12 protein-coding genes are annotated in these 16,249 nt (G+C 50.7%); 4 read left to right on the forward strand and 8 right to left on the reverse strand.

The window, feature by feature from the left end; all coding sequences use genetic code 11:
- Positions 1 to 98: 98 nt before the first annotated feature.
- The 6 genes from rpsA to ACUY4Q_RS15655 form a co-directional block, all read right to left on the reverse strand.
- On the reverse strand, positions 99 to 1,772 hold the full coding sequence (gene rpsA, locus ACUY4Q_RS15630; RefSeq protein ID WP_458043652.1) for a 30S ribosomal protein S1: 1,674 nt from the start codon (positions 1,770 to 1,772) through the stop codon (positions 99 to 101).
- Positions 1,773 to 1,884: 112 nt separating this feature from the next.
- Positions 1,885 to 2,568: a (d)CMP kinase gene (gene cmk / locus ACUY4Q_RS15635; protein ID WP_458043653.1), complete on the reverse strand. Its 684-nt coding sequence runs from the start codon at positions 2,566 to 2,568 to the stop codon at positions 1,885 to 1,887.
- A gap of 171 nt (positions 2,569 to 2,739) precedes the next feature.
- Positions 2,740 to 3,504, reverse strand: coding sequence for a metalloprotease LoiP (gene loiP / locus ACUY4Q_RS15640; RefSeq protein WP_458043654.1), 765 nt, complete (start codon positions 3,502 to 3,504; stop codon positions 2,740 to 2,742).
- Between the two features lie 137 nt (positions 3,505 to 3,641).
- Positions 3,642 to 4,925 carry a 3-phosphoshikimate 1-carboxyvinyltransferase gene (aroA, locus tag ACUY4Q_RS15645; protein WP_458043655.1) on the reverse strand — a complete coding sequence of 428 codons (1,284 nt, stop codon included), beginning with the start codon at positions 4,923 to 4,925 and terminating at the stop codon, positions 3,642 to 3,644.
- A gap of 72 nt (positions 4,926 to 4,997) precedes the next feature.
- Entirely contained in the window at positions 4,998 to 6,086 is a 1,089-nt protein-coding gene (serC, locus tag ACUY4Q_RS15650) for a 3-phosphoserine/phosphohydroxythreonine transaminase (RefSeq protein WP_458043656.1), read from the reverse strand.
- 162 nt (positions 6,087 to 6,248) lie between these two features.
- A complete protein-coding gene (locus tag ACUY4Q_RS15655; RefSeq protein WP_458043657.1) occupies positions 6,249 to 6,941 on the reverse strand; it encodes a DUF421 domain-containing protein in 693 nt (230 codons plus the stop codon).
- Positions 6,942 to 7,081: 140 nt separating this feature from the next.
- Between ACUY4Q_RS15655 and ycaO the strand changes: the two genes are divergently transcribed.
- From ycaO to pflA, 4 genes are all read left to right on the forward strand, one after another.
- Positions 7,082 to 8,842, forward strand: coding sequence for a 30S ribosomal protein S12 methylthiotransferase accessory factor YcaO (gene ycaO / locus ACUY4Q_RS15660; protein WP_458043658.1), 1,761 nt, complete (start codon positions 7,082 to 7,084; stop codon positions 8,840 to 8,842).
- A gap of 407 nt (positions 8,843 to 9,249) precedes the next feature.
- Positions 9,250 to 10,107 (forward strand): formate transporter FocA, encoded by an 858-nt coding sequence (gene focA / locus ACUY4Q_RS15665; protein WP_458043659.1) that lies wholly within the window; start codon positions 9,250 to 9,252, stop codon positions 10,105 to 10,107.
- A 51-nt stretch (positions 10,108 to 10,158) separates the two neighbouring features.
- Positions 10,159 to 12,441 (forward strand): formate C-acetyltransferase, encoded by a 2,283-nt coding sequence (gene pflB, locus ACUY4Q_RS15670; RefSeq protein WP_458043660.1) that lies wholly within the window; start codon positions 10,159 to 10,161, stop codon positions 12,439 to 12,441.
- Positions 12,442 to 12,645: 204 nt separating this feature from the next.
- Positions 12,646 to 13,386, forward strand: a complete 741-nt coding sequence (gene pflA, locus ACUY4Q_RS15675) for a pyruvate formate lyase 1-activating protein (RefSeq protein ID WP_043865553.1) — start codon at positions 12,646 to 12,648, stop codon at positions 13,384 to 13,386.
- Positions 13,387 to 13,441: 55 nt separating this feature from the next.
- Here the strand turns inward: pflA and ACUY4Q_RS15680 are convergent, their stop codons facing one another.
- Both ACUY4Q_RS15680 and serS read right to left on the reverse strand, forming a co-directional pair.
- On the reverse strand, positions 13,442 to 14,590 hold the full coding sequence (locus tag ACUY4Q_RS15680; protein ID WP_458043661.1) for an MFS transporter: 1,149 nt from the start codon (positions 14,588 to 14,590) through the stop codon (positions 13,442 to 13,444).
- Positions 14,591 to 14,949: 359 nt separating this feature from the next.
- Positions 14,950 to 16,242 (reverse strand): serine--tRNA ligase, encoded by a 1,293-nt coding sequence (gene serS, locus ACUY4Q_RS15685; RefSeq protein WP_458043662.1) that lies wholly within the window; start codon positions 16,240 to 16,242, stop codon positions 14,950 to 14,952.
- Positions 16,243 to 16,249 lie beyond the last annotated feature (7 nt).

Raw genomic sequence — 16,249 nt, forward strand, 5'->3', positions numbered from 1 at the left:
GCCGTAGCCGCCCTTTGTGCTTGATTACAGGACGAATCCTGTGATCTGTCAAGTAAACTCATCATACTTCGGGACAAAACGCCCGAGGTTTCAGAGCATTACTCGCCTTTAGCTGCTTTGAAGGCTTCAGCCATAGCGTTAGAGAAGTTGCCTTCTTCCTGTTTGTTGTTAACAGTCGCGATAGCATCTTTCTCGTCAGCTTCATCTTTAGCACGAACAGACAGGCTGATTGCACGGTTCTTACGATCAACACCGGTGAACTTAGCTTCTACATCATCACCAACGTTCAGAACCAGAGTGGCATCTTCAACGCGGTCACGGGAAGCTTCAGAAGCGCGCAGGTAACCTTCAACGCCGTCAGCCAGTTCTACGGTTGCGCCTTTAGCGTCAACTGCAGTGACTTTACCGTTTACGATTGCGCCTTTCTTGTTCACTGCAACCCAGTTGTTGAACGGATCTTCTGCGAGCTGTTTAACGCCCAGGGAGATACGCTCACGTTCTGCGTCAACCTGCAGAACAACTGCTGCGATTTCGTCGCCTTTTTTGTATTCACGAACTGCTTCTTCGCCTGTAACGTTCCAGGAGATGTCAGACAGGTGAACCAGGCCATCGATGCCGCCGTCCAGGCCGATGAAGATACCGAAGTCAGTGATAGACTTGATTTTACCTTCAACACGGTCGCCCTTGTTGTGGGTTTCCGCGAACTGCTGCCATGGGTTGTTTTTGCACTGCTTCAGACCCAGGGAGATACGACGACGTTCTTCGTCGATATCCAGAACCATTACTTCCACTACATCGCCAACGTTAACAACTTTGGACGGGTGGATGTTTTTGTTGGTCCAATCCATTTCGGAAACGTGAACCAGGCCTTCAACGCCTTCTTCGATTTCAACGAAGCAGCCGTAGTCGGTCAGGTTGGTCACGCGACCAGTCAGTTTGGTACCTTCCGGATAACGCTTAGCGATAGCGACCCATGGATCTTCGCCCAGCTGTTTCAGGCCCAGGGAGACACGAGTACGCTCACGGTCAAACTTCAGCACTTTAACAGTGATTTCGTCGCCAACGTTCACGATTTCGCTTGGGTGCTTAACGCGTTTCCACGCCATGTCGGTGATGTGCAGCAGGCCGTCAACGCCGCCCAGATCAACGAATGCACCGTAGTCAGTGAGGTTCTTAACGATACCTTTGACTTCCATGCCTTCCTGCAGGTTTTCCAGCAGCTGATCGCGCTCTGCGCTGTTTTCGGATTCGATAACGGCACGACGAGAAACAACGACGTTGTTACGTTTCTGGTCCAGCTTGATGACTTTGAATTCAAGCTCTTTGCCTTCCAGGTGCAGCGTGTCGCGCACCGGACGAACGTCTACCAGTGAACCTGGCAGGAACGCACGAATACCGTTCAGCTCAACAGTGAAGCCACCTTTAACTTTGCCGTTGATAACACCGACCACAGTTTCAGCGTCTTCGTAAGCTTTTTCCAGCGTGATCCAAGCTTCGTGACGTTTAGCTTTTTCACGGGACAGCAGGGTTTCACCGAAGCCGTCTTCCACTGCATCCAGAGCAACGTCAACTTCGTCACCAACCTGGATTTCCAGCTCGCCCTGGGCGTTTTTGAACTGCTCTGCCGGAATGGCGGACTCAGATTTCAGACCGGCGTCAACCAGTACGATATCTTTGTCAATAGCAACAACAACACCACGAACGATGGAACCCGGACGGGTTTCGATTGTTTTTAAGGATTCTTCAAATAGTTGAGCAAAAGATTCAGTCATGTTTAATCTTCAGGTTTCATATTTAACGTCCACCTGGCTCCGTGCCGGATGGGGTTGTTTAACATACCCGCTAACATTCCATTGCTGCGGGGGTACTGCAAATTCGGTCGCTTTACGCGAGAGCCAATTTTTGGCGCGCATATTGTAACGCTTTTTCAATCACTTGCTCAATACTTAAACTGGTAGAATCCAGAACTAAGGCATCAGCAGCGGGAATAAGCGGCGCAACGGGACGATTTCTATCGCGATCGTCACGTTCTTTGATCTCGGCCAAAAGGCGATCAAAGTTAACACTAAAGCCTTTTTCCTGCAACTGAAGCATGCGGCGATGGGCGCGTTCTTCAGAAGAGGCGTCAAGGAAAATTTTTACTGGCGCATCAGGAAACACAACCGTTCCCATGTCGCGCCCGTCGGCGATAAGGCCAGGTGCTTCGCGGAAAGCACGTTGACGACGCAATAATGCTTCGCGGACGCGCGGGAATGCAGCGACCTGAGAGGCGGCATTCGCCACTTCCTGGGTGCGGATTTCGCCACTCACGTCTTCTCCTTCGAGAATCACTTCAAGGTTGCCATTCGTTGAGATAAAACGCACATCCAGGTGAGCCGCCAGCGGAACCAGAACCTCTTCCGAATTGACATCAACATGGTGGTGCAACGCAGCCAGTGCCAGCACACGATAGATTGCGCCTGAATCCAGTAGATGCCATTGCAACGCTTCAGCCATCGCTTTGCACAGGGTGCCTTTCCCCGCACCGCTTGGCCCATCAATGGTGATTACCGGGGCAATTGCTGTCATCTTTTTCTCCTTCATTGAGGCGTACCATTAACATGAACGCCGCGCATTATACGCTGCAACGTGAATAACCGTTACTCCCGTATGCAAATAACGAATTGAATCGGATTGAGTGAAGAAGGTTTGCGCAATTATAGAGGGCTGGCAGAACACCAGCCCGAAAGTGACAATTATTTACTTTTTATCGGCAGCGATGCGATCGCGAATATGCTGAGCGCGCTCTGCTGAAGGCGGGTGTGAGTCAAACATGGATTTTTCTGAGCCCGCATCCAGCTTAGCCAGTTTCTCAAAGCTGGTGACTAAGCCCTGAGTGCTAATCTTACGCTTTTTAAGCAGATCGTAGGAGAAGTCATCAGCATCCGATTCCTGGCTACGGGAGAACGCGGAGTTAATCATTTTCTCCCCCAGTTCCCCAAGTTGAGAATTCGAAAGCTGGGCACCGACGGCGCTGCTCGCAGAAATGGCATCGCGTGCAGCCAGCGTCGCATACGCGGTTTGCATGGCTTTACGGGTATGACCCAACGCAACATGTCCCATCTCATGACCCAGCACTGCTTCAACTTCATTATCGGTCATCATGTCCATCAGGCCGCTATAAACGCGAATACAACCGTTGGCCATTGCCCACGCATTCACATCTTTAGTGGCATAGACTTTGTAATTAACCGGGGTCCCGTCGATGGAACTACCAAGCGCTTTGGAGATTTTTGCCAGTCGTTTGGTATAAGAACTCGAGGCCGGAGCAACGGTGTTCTGTTTATCCATCTCCGCACACGCTTCATTTGACAGCGTTTTAACGTCTGCGTCGCTTAATGTCGCGGCTTTATATGCAGACATGCCTGATTTCGCCAGCGAATTAGGATCGAGACTCATTGTTTTACAGCCAGAGATCAGTGTTGCCGCAACCAGGCAACTTAAGAGTACTTTTTTATTTTTCATTACATCATCCTTGTATTAATCAATGACACCATTAGGAAAAAACCGCGCAGAGATTAACACTATAAGGTGATGTTGTTATAACCAAAAAATGACAGGTGCGGGCCACCCTGCAATATGTTACAGGGCAGCCCGGCATATCAAGCGAGGGTACTGATACGCGCTAACTGCTCAAAATAATCAGGGAAGGTTTTGGCCGTACACTTCGGATCGAGAATGGTCACCGGCGTGTCTGACAATGCCACCAGCGAGAAACACATCGCCATGCGGTGATCGTTGTAGGTCCCAATTTCCGCGTACTGAATGTGAGCAGGCGGCGTGACGCGAATATAGTCTTCACCCTCTTCCACTTCGGCGCCGACTTTGCGCAGCTCGGTTGCCATTGCAAAGAGACGATCGGTCTCTTTCACACGCCAGTTATAAATATTGCGAATCGTTGTGGTGCCACGCGCGAACAGTGCCGTCGTGGCAATGGTCATGGCTGCATCCGGAATATGGTTCATATCCATATCGACGGCGTTCAGTTCACCGCGGGTACAGGAGATAAAGTCATCGCCCCATACCACCTGCGCGCCCATTTTTTCCAGCACGTCAGCAAAACGAATATCACCCTGCACGCTGTTACGGCCAATGCCCGTGACCTTCACCGTACCGCCTTTAATTGCGGCGGCGGCGAGGAAGTAAGACGCTGAAGAGGCGTCACCTTCTACCAGATAGTGACCCGGAGACTGATAACGCTGATTCCCACGGACTACAAATCGCTGGTACGCCTGATTTTCTACCTCTACGCCGAAGGTTTTCATCAGGTTCAGCGTGATATCGATATAAGGTTTAGAGACTAAATCACCTTTGATGGTGATGGTTGTATCCTGCAGCGCCACGGGCGCGGTCATCAGCAAGGCGGTCAGGAACTGGCTGGAAACACTGCCATCAACCTCAACGGCCCCTCCCACAAACCCACCGCGCAAACGCAACGGAGGGTAATTTTCCTGCTCCAGATACTCAATCTGCGCGCCACCTTGTCTCAGCGCATCGACCAAATGACCAATGGGTCGCTCTTTCATGCGCGGCTCGCCGGTCAGTACCAGGTCGTTATTGCCCGGACACAGTGCCGCCGCCAGTGGGCGCATCGCCGTGCCAGCATTACCCAGGAATAACTCCAGCGGTTTATCAGAAACCAGGGGGCCACCGACACCCGTGACTTCACAGCGCGTGCGATCGTCTGAAAGCGTAAATGAGACGCCCAACGCACTCAGCGCGTTCAGCATATGGCGCACATCGTCACTGTCCAGCAGATTGGTCAGTACGGTCGTGCCCTCAGCGAACGCCGCCAGTAACAAGGCGCGGTTGGAGACACTTTTAGAGCCAGGCAGATTGATGGTGCCATCTACTCGCGCAATGGGTTGTAACGTCAGGGATTCCATGAAACTAAACTCTCTGCAAGAACGGAATAAAAACCCCCGCAGCAGGCCACGGGGGTCGGAAGAAAAAGAGGATTAACCGCGACGGCGTTCGAAGTCGGCCATAAAGTCAGTCAGTGCTTTCACGCCTTCCAGCGGCATGGCGTTGTAGATTGAAGCACGCATTCCCCCCACCACACGGTGGCCTTTCAGAGCGTGCAAACCTGCAGCAAGGGACTCTTCAAGGAAGAGTTTATCCAGCGCGCTGTCAGCCAACTGGAACGGGATGTTCATGCGTGAACGGTTCGCTTTTGCCACGTCGTTACGGTAAAAGTCACTGCTATCAATCACGCCATAAAGCAGCTCGGCTTTTTGCTGATTGATTTTATCCATTGCCGTTACGCCACCGTTATTTTTCAGCCATTTGAAGACCAGGCCTGCCAGATACCAGGCAAATGTCGGAGGCGTGTTAAACATGGAATCATTTTCAGCCAGAACGCTGTAGTCCAGAATTGACGGACAGCTTTGATGCGCTTTGCCCAGCAGATCATCCCGGACGATGACGAGTGTCAAACCAGCAGGGCCGATATTCTTCTGCGCACCGGCATAGATCACGCCGTAACGGCTGATATCCAGTGGACGCGACAGGATGGTTGAGGAGTAATCAGCGGCCACGACAACATCGCTGCCAAAGTTCGGCGTTTCATCAATGGCAATACCGTCAATGGTTTCGTTCGGGCAGTAGTGGAGGTAAGCACTGTTGTCGGTCAGTTGCCACTCGCTCATTGGCTTCACGCCACGCAGACCATCAACGGTGATTTTCGCGTCAATCACGTTCGGCGCACAGTATTTTTTGGCTTCTTTTACCGCGCTTGCTGCCCAGTAGCCCGCATCAACATAATCTGCAGTCGTTTTGTCGCCCAGAATATTCAGCGGAATACCGGCAAACTGACCACGGCCACCGCCATGGCAAAAGAGAACTTTGTAGTTCGAGGGGATATTCAGCAGGTCACGAAAATCCTTTTCGGCTTCTTCTGCCACCTGAATAAATTCTTTTCCACGGTGGCTGATTTCCATCACCGATGTACCAAGACCTTGCCAGTCACATAACTCTTGTTGAGCTTGTTTGAGCACATCCGCCGGTAACATTGCCGGACCTGAACTGAAATTAAAGACCTGAGCCATTTCCCCTCACCACGCTAAAAGCAATAAGTTATAACAGTGGATATCGGTTTTATCATTCAGTGACACGCGCCGCAATGTCTAAAACTTATGACCCGGTAAATGTGCGCGGCTTCACACAAAACATTCTTCGGAGTAACCGTCATTAAACCGACATATTTGCTGTCAGGTAATGCGAATACCCCGGCTCGCCTTCGACCATTCTGGATTTGCACAGCGCGGACATAATTGATGCTCCCCTGCCCGCATGACCGCTATGTGGCTGCATCGCACACAGGCGTAGTCTCCTTGTTCTGGTACCGTTGTATAACGGGGGGAAAATTCATCCGGTAAGATACACAGCCCAGGTTTGATATCTTCATCGGCATAATAAAAGACGCTGAGCTGGCCGTTGGTTTCCAGAATAGCGAGACGAACCTGCCCGAGGTGATCGACACCGCTAATACGTAACTCCATGAAAAACTCGAATTCGGTCATATTCTCCTTGCCGACTTTCTCCCAGGCAAACTCCCCGTCTTTAATAATGATGGCGGGTTTACCTTCAAGCAGATCTTCTAGTTTTTCGCTATGAGACATGAGCCACATGACGATTCGATACAAGACGGCGAGGGTAATAAAAACCACCAGCACCGGCAGCATGGGAACATCATCATAAAAGGCGACGTCCCCCGCCGCAGAACCTAACGTCAGGATGATCAGCACTTCAAATAACGACATCTGTCGAACGCCACGACGACCGGTAATTTTTAAAAACAGGAACACCAGAACAAAGGTATAAAGACTGCGTAGCGCGACTTCGCCAAGAAACTCCAGCGGTACCTTATCAAGCGCCATACGGTGTAGATCAAACGCTTTCATTTTTAATGCCTTATCAGTTATTTATCTCTGATAAGCATAGCCAAAAGTTTTATTTTCGCCGACTGCCCGGCGAAGATAGCGTCAGTCACATAAAACCCGTATGATCGCCCGCTTTACGTACAAAAAAAGTGACTGCTGCTATGACGCAAACTTATATCCCCGGCAAAGACGCCGCACTGGAAGATTCCATCGCCCGCTTCCAGCAAAAACTGCTCGATCTCGGTTTCAATATCGAAGAGGCTTCCTGGCTGAACCCGGTACCCAATGTCTGGTCGGTGCATATTCGCGATAAAGACAGCGCCCTGTGCTTTACTAATGGGAAAGGTGCCACCAAAAAGGCAGCCCTGGCTTCCGCCCTGGGTGAGTATTTTGAGCGTCTGTCCACCAACTATTTCTTTGCCGATTTCTGGTTAGGCGACACCATTGCTAATGGCCCGTTCGTCCACTATCCGAATGAAAAATGGTTCCCGCTGCCGGAAGACGAATCATTGCCGGAAGGTATTTTAGATGCCCGCCTGCGTGCATTTTACGATCCGGAAAACGAGCTGACCGCCGGTATGCTGGTGGACTTGCAGTCGGGTAACGAAGCGCGTGGCATCTGTGCCCTGCCGTTTACCCGCCAGTCAGATGCGCAAACGGTTTATATCCCGATGAACATCGTCGGTAACCTTTATGTCTCTAACGGCATGTCAGCCGGTAACACCGCTAACGAAGCGCGTGTTCAGGGATTGTCTGAAGTCTTTGAGCGCCACATCAAAAACCGCATCATCAGCGAGCGAATCAGCTTGCCTGAAATCCCTGCCGATGTGCTGGCACGTTATCCTGGCGTGGTCGCTTCCATTGAGAAACTGGAAGCAGAAGGCTTCCCGATTTTTGCCTACGACGGCTCGCTGGGCGGCCAGTATCCGGTGATTTGTGTGGTGCTGTTTAATCCGGCCAACGGGACATGTTTTGCGTCCTTTGGTGCACACCCCGACTTCGGTGTGGCGCTGGAGCGTACCGTTACCGAATTGTTGCAGGGCCGCGGCCTGAAAGATCTTGATGTCTTTACGCCACCGACCTTTGATGATGAAGAAGTGGCAGAGCACACCAACCTCGAAACGCACTTCATCGACTCCAGCGGTTCGATCTCGTGGGATCTGTTCAAGCAGGACGCCGATTATCCCTTCGCAGACTGGAGCTTCGCCGGTACAACGGAAGAAGAATTCGCGACGCTGATGGCGATTTTCAACGCGGAAGATAAAGAAGTCTATATCGCCGATTATGAGCATCTGGGCGTTTACGCCTGCCGTATTCTGGTACCAGGCATGTCTGACATTTATCCTGCTGAAGATTTGTGGCTGGCAAACAATGCCATGGGCACGCATCTGCGTGAAACCCTCCTCTCTCTGCCGGGCAGTGAGTGGGAAAAAGAAGATTACCTGAATCTGATCGAGCAGCTTGATGAAGAAGGCCACGACGATTTCACGCGTGTGCGTGAGCTGCTGGGCCTGGCGACCGGCAAAGATAACGGCTGGTTTACGCTGCGTATTGGTGAACTGAAGGCCATGCTTGCACTGGCGGGTGGCGATCTGGAGCAGGCGCTGTCCTGGGTCGAGTGGACAATTGAGTTTAATGGCTCTGTCTTTAGCGCCGAGCGTGCCAATTACTACCGTTGCCTGCAAACCTTACTGCTGCTGGCGCAGGAAGAAGAGCGTCAACCGCTTCAGTATCTGAATGCTTTTGTGCGGATGTACGGTGCGGATGCCGTTGAAGCCGCCAGTGCCGCCTTAAGCGGCGAAGCGCCTTTCTACGGATTACAACCTGCTGACGGTACGCTTGAAGCGTTCCCGGCCCACCAGGCCTTGTTAGCCGCTTACGAAAAATTACAACGCGCCAAACGTGCGTTCTGGTCGAAATAACGCCAGGTAGTACGACAATATGTAGGCTTAATCCAGGGTCTACGCTATATTACGGGGCAATTTCATTGCCCCTTTTTATTTATATTTTGGCAATGTACGCCAATTGTAATAATTAAGTTAATTATGAGTAAATATATATATAAATACTCAGGGCTTATTGTTACTTTTAATGGCAATTACTCCATTTTAATTAACTGCTATTTGGGAGGCCACATAAAAATATTCAACACTTTTTGCAAACTTTAAAATTTATTTTTATTTTGATAATCAACAAATTAACTCGCAATTGCACTATAACCTTGCGCTTTGCGGTACCATTAGCCAGGCGAGATATGATCCATATCAAATTCTCTTCTATAATGCTTTGTTAGTATCTCCTCGCCGACATAAACAAAGAGAGAGTTAGTGTGAAAGCTGACAACCCTTTTGATCTAATACTTCCCGCTGCGATGGCAAAAGTTGCCGAAGAAGCAGGTGTCTATAAAGCAACGAAGAAACCGCTGACCACGTTCTTTTTGGCGATCACAGCAGGTGTCTTTATCTCTATCGCTTTTGTTTTCTATATTACCGCCACAACAGGTACTGCATCGATGCCCTATGGCATTGCAAAACTTATTGGTGGTGTGTGTTTCTCATTAGGGCTGATTCTTTGCGTCATCTGTGGCGCGGACCTCTTCACCTCAACCGTGTTGATTGTAGTGGCGAAAGCCAGCGGGCGTATTACCTGGGGCCAACTGGCTCGTAACTGGGCAAACGTCTATATCGGTAACCTGATCGGAGCACTGCTCTTCGTCCTGCTGATTTGGTTATCTGGCGAGTATATGGTGGCCAACGGTGGCTGGGGCCTGAACGTCCTGCAAACCGCCGACCACAAATTGCACCATACGTTTATTGAAGCTGTTGCACTGGGTATTCTGGCGAACCTGATGGTCTGCCTGGCGGTATGGATGAGTTATTCCGGCCGCAGCCTGACAGACAAAGCGTTGATAATGGTGCTGCCGGTGGGCATGTTTGTTGCCAGCGGCTTTGAGCACAGTATCGCAAACATGTTTATGATCCCTATGGGTATCTTAATTCGTCATTTTGCGACCCCGGAGTTCTGGACCGCGATTGGTTCCACCCCGGATAACTTTTCTCACCTGACTGTTGCAAATTTCATCACCGATAATCTGATTCCTGTAACAATTGGGAATATCATTGGTGGAGGATTGTTAGTTGGGTTGACATACTGGGTCATTTACCTGCGTGGCGACGATCATCATTAATGGTTGTCTCAGGCAGTAAATAAAAAATCCACTTAAGAAGGTAGGTGTTACATGTCCGAGCTTAATGAAAAATTAGCCACAGCCTGGGAAGGTTTTGCGAAAGGTGACTGGCAGAACGAAGTAAACGTACGCGACTTCATCCAGAAAAACTATACCCCTTATGAAGGTGACGAATCCTTCCTGGCGGGCGCTACTGAAGCGACCACCACGCTGTGGGATAAAGTTATGGAAGGTGTTAAACAGGAAAACCGCACTCACGCGCCTGTTGATTTTGACACCTCTGTTGCGTCTACCATTACTTCTCACGACGCTGGTTACATCAACAAAAGCCTTGAGAAAATCGTTGGTCTGCAAACTGAAGCGCCACTGAAACGTGCGATCATCCCGTTCGGTGGTATCAAAATGGTTGAAGGTTCCTGCAAAGCGTACAACCGCGAGCTGGATCCAGCACTGAAAAAAATCTTCACCGAATACCGCAAAACGCATAACCAGGGCGTATTTGATGTTTATACCAAAGACATCCTGAACTGCCGTAAATCTGGCGTGCTGACCGGCCTGCCGGATGCTTATGGCCGTGGTCGTATCATCGGTGACTACCGTCGTGTTGCCCTGTACGGCATCGACTTCCTGATGAAAGACAAATACGCGCAGTTCCTGTCCCTGCAGTCTGACATGGAAAATGGCGTTAACCTGGAAGCCACCATCCGTCTGCGTGAAGAAATCTCCGAGCAGCATCGCGCTCTGGGCCAGATCAAAGAAATGGCAGCAAAATATGGCTGCGATATCTCCGGTCCGGCAACAAACGCTCAGGAAGCAATCCAGTGGACTTACTTCGGCTACCTGGCTGCAGTGAAATCCCAGAACGGCGCAGCAATGTCCTTCGGCCGTACCGCTACCTTCCTTGACGTGTTCATCGAACGTGACCTGAAAGCAGGCAAAATCACCGAACAAGAAGCGCAGGAAATGGTTGACCACCTGGTCATGAAACTGCGTATGGTTCGCTTCCTGCGTACCCCTGAATATGATGAACTGTTCTCTGGTGACCCGATCTGGGCAACGGAATCCATCGCCGGTATGGGCGTTGATGGCCGTACCCTGGTTACCAAAAACAGCTTCCGCTTCCTGAACACCCTGTACACCATGGGGCCGTCTCCGGAGCCGAACATCACCATTCTGTGGTCTGAAAAACTGCCACTGAACTTCAAAAAATACGCGGCTAAAGTCTCCATCGACACCTCTTCTCTGCAATATGAGAACGATGACCTGATGCGTCCGGACTTTAACAACGACGATTACGCAATTGCTTGCTGCGTAAGCCCGATGGTTGTGGGTAAACAAATGCAGTTCTTCGGCGCTCGCGCTAACCTCGCGAAAACCATGCTGTATGCCATTAACGGCGGCGTAGATGAAAAACTGAAAATCCAGGTAGGTCCGAAATCTGAACCTATCAAAGGCGATGTTCTGAACTTCGACGAAGTCATGGATCGTATGGATCACTTCATGGACTGGCTGGCTAAACAGTATGTCACCGCACTGAATGTCATCCACTACATGCACGATAAATACAGCTATGAAGCTTCGCTGATGGCGCTGCATGACCGTGACGTTGTTCGCACCATGGCGTGTGGTATCGCTGGCCTGTCTGTTGCAGCCGACTCCCTGTCTGCAATCAAACATGCGAAAGTTAAACCGATTCGTGACGAAGACGGTCTGGCTATCGACTTCGAAATCGAAGGCGAATACCCGCAGTTTGGTAACAACGATGCTCGCGTTGATGACATGGCGGTTGACCTGGTAGAACGTTTCATGAAGAAAATTCAGAAACTCACTACTTACCGTAACGCTATCCCGACTCAGTCTGTTCTGACCATCACCTCTAACGTTGTGTACGGTAAGAAAACCGGTAACACCCCAGATGGTCGTCGTGCTGGCGCGCCGTTCGGACCAGGTGCTAACCCAATGCACGGCCGTGATCAGAAAGGTGCTGTTGCCTCACTGACCTCTGTTGCTAAACTGCCGTTTGCTTACGCTAAAGATGGTATCTCTTACACCTTCTCTATCGTGCCGAACGCACTGGGTAAAGACGATGAAGTGCGTAAAACCAACCTGGCAGGCCTGATGGATGGTTACTTCCATCATGAGTCTTCCATTGAAGGTGGTCAGCACCTCAACGTAAACGTAATGAACCGCGAAATGCTGCTCGATGCGATGGAAAACCCGGAAAAATATCCGCAGTTGACCATCCGTGTATCTGGCTACGCAGTACGTTTTAACTCCCTGACTAAAGAACAACAGCAGGACGTTATCACCCGTACTTTCACTCAGACCATGTAATGGTATTGACTGAAATCGCGAAGTAAAAAGCGTACACTAAAGGCTCCACGTCAGTGGGGCCTTTTTAACACCCCTCCCCAGTCTGCTTTGTCAGATATCTATACTAAAACGATGGATATCAGCCAAAATAGACTTAAACACAGCCGGATTGAGCTGTGCATCAATACAGGCCCCGGATGGGCCATATCTGGAGAATACACCGCAATGTCAGTGATTGGTCGCATCCACTCCTTTGAATCCTGTGGTACCGTTGATGGCCCAGGTATCCGTTTCATCACCTTCTTCCAGGGCTGCCTGATGCGCTGCCTCTACTGTCACAACCGGGACACCTGGGACACGCACAGTGGCAAAGAGATAACCGTCGATGAGCTCATGAAAGATGTGGTGACCTATCGCCACTTCATGAACGCATCAGGTGGCGGTGTGACCGCGTCCGGTGGCGAAGCAATGTTACAAGCCGAGTTCGTTCGTGACTGGTTCCGTGCCTGCAAAAAAGAGGGTATTCATACCTGCCTTGATACTAATGGCTTTGTGCGTCGCTACGATCCGGTGGTTGATGAGTTACTGGAAGTGACTGACCTGGTGATGCTCGATCTCAAGCAGATGAACGATGAAATCCACCAAAATCTTGTTGGCGTTTCCAACCACCGTACGCTGGAGTTTGCCAGGTACCTGTCCAACAAAAATATCAACGTCTGGATCCGCTATGTCGTCGTACCGGGCTGGTCAGACGATGATGACTCTGCACACCGCCTGGGTGAATTTACCCGTGACATGGGCAACGTCGAGAAAATCGAGTTACTGCCTTATCACGAGTTGGGTAAACATAAATGGGTGGCGATGGGTGAAGAGTACAAACTTGATGGTATTCATCCACCGAAGAAAGAGACCATGGAACGCGTGAAAGGTATTCTGGAACAGTACGGTCACAAGGTGATGTACTAAGTTTCCAACAGAGCACTCAGTAAAAAGCCCGCGGAGTTTTCCAGCGGGCTTTTTTTCAGGCATGAGCAACCGGGGTAGGATGGTGGCCTGCTTTGCGCATCAGCATCATCAGGTAAATAAGCGATACGCTGGCTATCATGATAAACAGCAAACTGTCGGAGTAGCTTTGCATCAGCATCGCCGTCAGCGTTGGGCCTAACAGACTGCCTATGGTGTAGCTTAATAACAACGCCTGGTTCATCGCCACCAGTTGATGGAATTCGACTTTTTCACACGCCCAGGCCATCGCAACCGGATAAAGCGTAAAGCCGGCGGTGCCTAATACAAACAGAGCGGGAGCCATCGCAGCATTACTGAGCATCGCTACGCATCCCATGATGACGACGAATACCTGTACCCGAAGCACCAGTAAACGACCGAAGCGATCGGCAAGGCGCCCTATTGGCCACTGCCCGACGATCCCTGCGCTAACCATCAGTGCCATCCAGAAACCAATCCCGGAATCGCTCACGCCCTGATGATTAAGGTACAGCGGCATGAGTCCATAGAGGGAGCCCAGGATGATGCCGGAGATAATGCAACCGTTCACTCCCAGTCGGGCCTGACGCAAACGAAACATTGGCCATATTGAGGTTGTTGTCTGCGCTTCTTCATGCTGGCCAGTAATATGGGTAAACAATAACGGTAGAATGGCCGCCAGGATAAGACCCACAGCCCACGGCAGAACGCTCATCAGTTCCGTTGGCAATTTGCTGACCATCATCTGTCCCAGCACGGTCCCGACGTAATAGACCATCATATAAGCTGCAAGCAGGCGTCCACGATTGTGTGAAGTGCCGCTACGCATCAGCGCACTCTCCACCACCACCCAAATCATGGCACAACCAATGCCGGCCACGAAGCGCCAAATCAGCCAGCTCCAGAAACCGATATTAAAGCCCAGCCCCGCACAACCGACGGCGAAAATCAGCGAAGCCATGTAATAGGTACGATTAAAACCCAGTCGCTGGATGAGCCATCCGGTCATCAACGTGCCCAGTAAATTACCGGTAAAATACGATGATCCCACCATGCCAACCTGCCATGTCGGCATGTTTTCATGGGCGAGCCAGAGTGGAACGAGCGTGTTCAGCACCGCGATCGCCAGGGTCAACAGAAGCAGGCCACAGAGCAATAAAAGCACTGGCCGGGTATAGATGTTCATGGGTAAAAACCGTGAGGAAGTTCAATATTCGTGCGCATCATGCCACTGGCAAAAACATTGTCAATCTACTGATTTTTAGCACCGACACATTTTGTTCATGGACGATATATAAAACTAATCCTGGCAGGGTAAATCCGCGCATCAACCCTATTTAAGAAGCTGAATTTATTGATTTTTTATAATTTACCTGTATAAAACTCAGTTGAAATAATTCATGGAGAATTTCGCCTCCCGGTGCGTTGCCTGAGTGCGACTGATGCTCACCAGAAGTTATGCGTACATATTCACATTTTAATAATCAGATCTGCAGAAATAAATAAAAAAAGCGCCCGCAGGCGCTTTTGATTCAAAAATGAAGGTTAACCGATAAACTCGAGACCGCGCATATAGGGGCGCAACACGGCTGGTATTTCGATACGACCATCAGCCTGCTGATAGTTTTCCAGTACCGCCACCAGAGTACGGCCTACCGCCAGACCCGAGCCGTTGAGGGTATGAACCAAACGGGTTTTCTTATCGGATTTGCTGCGGCAACGCGCCTGCATACGGCGTGCCTGGAAATCCCAGACGTTGGAGCAGGAAGAAATTTCACGATAGGTATTTTGCGCAGGAACCCACACTTCCAGATCGTAGGTTTTGCATGCGCCAAAGCCCATATCACCGGTGCAAAGCGCCACACGACGGTACGGCAGACCCAGCAGCTCAAGCACTTTCTCAGCGTGACCGGTCATCTCCTCAAGTGCCGCCATGGATTCTTCCGGGCGCACGATCTGTACCATCTCAACTTTATCGAACTGGTGCATACGGATTAAACCACGGGTATCACGACCGTAAGATCCGGCTTCTGAACGGAAGCACGGAGAGTGCGCCGTCAGTTTAATCGGCAGATCGTCTTCGTCGATGATCTCATCGCGCACCAGGTTCGTCAGCGGCACTTCAGCCGTCGGGATCAGCGCGTAGTTGCTGCTGTCGGCTTCTTCATCCAGCGGACGCGTATGGAACAGGTCACCCGCAAATTTAGGTAACTGGCCCGTACCGTACAGGGTGTCATGGTTCACCAGGTAAGGTACATAGGTCTCGCTGTAACCATGTTGTTCGGTGTGCAGATCAATCATGAACTGCGCCAGTGCACGGTGCAGGTGAGCAATCTGGCCTTTCATCACCACGAAACGGGAGCCGGTCAGTTTAACCGCAGCGGCAAAATCTAACCCGCCATGCATTTCACCCAGCGTCACGTGGTCGCGAACGTCAAAGTCGAACTGACGCGGGGTGCCCCAGCGTTTCACTTCAACGTTGTCATTTTCATCTTTACCCACCGGCACGCTGTCGTCCGGGGTATTAGGGATAGCCAGCGCGATTTCGCGGATTTCTGCCAGCAGCGTATCCAGTTCAGCCTTGGCTGCATCCAGATCCTCACCCAGCTTGTTCACTTCCAGGCGTAAAGGCTCGATATCTTCCCCGCGTGCTTTCGCCTGGCCGATGGATTTCGATCGCGCGTTACGCTCTGCCTGCAGATTTTCAGTGTTTACCTGCAAAACCTTACGACGCTCTTCAAGAGCGCGTAACTTATCTACATCCAGCTTAAAGCCCCGGCGTGCCAGTTTTTCTGCGACTGCGTCTGGCTCGGTACGCAGCAGATTGGGATCGAGCATGCTTATC

This window comes from Phytobacter cepae, from assembly GCF_054165735.1.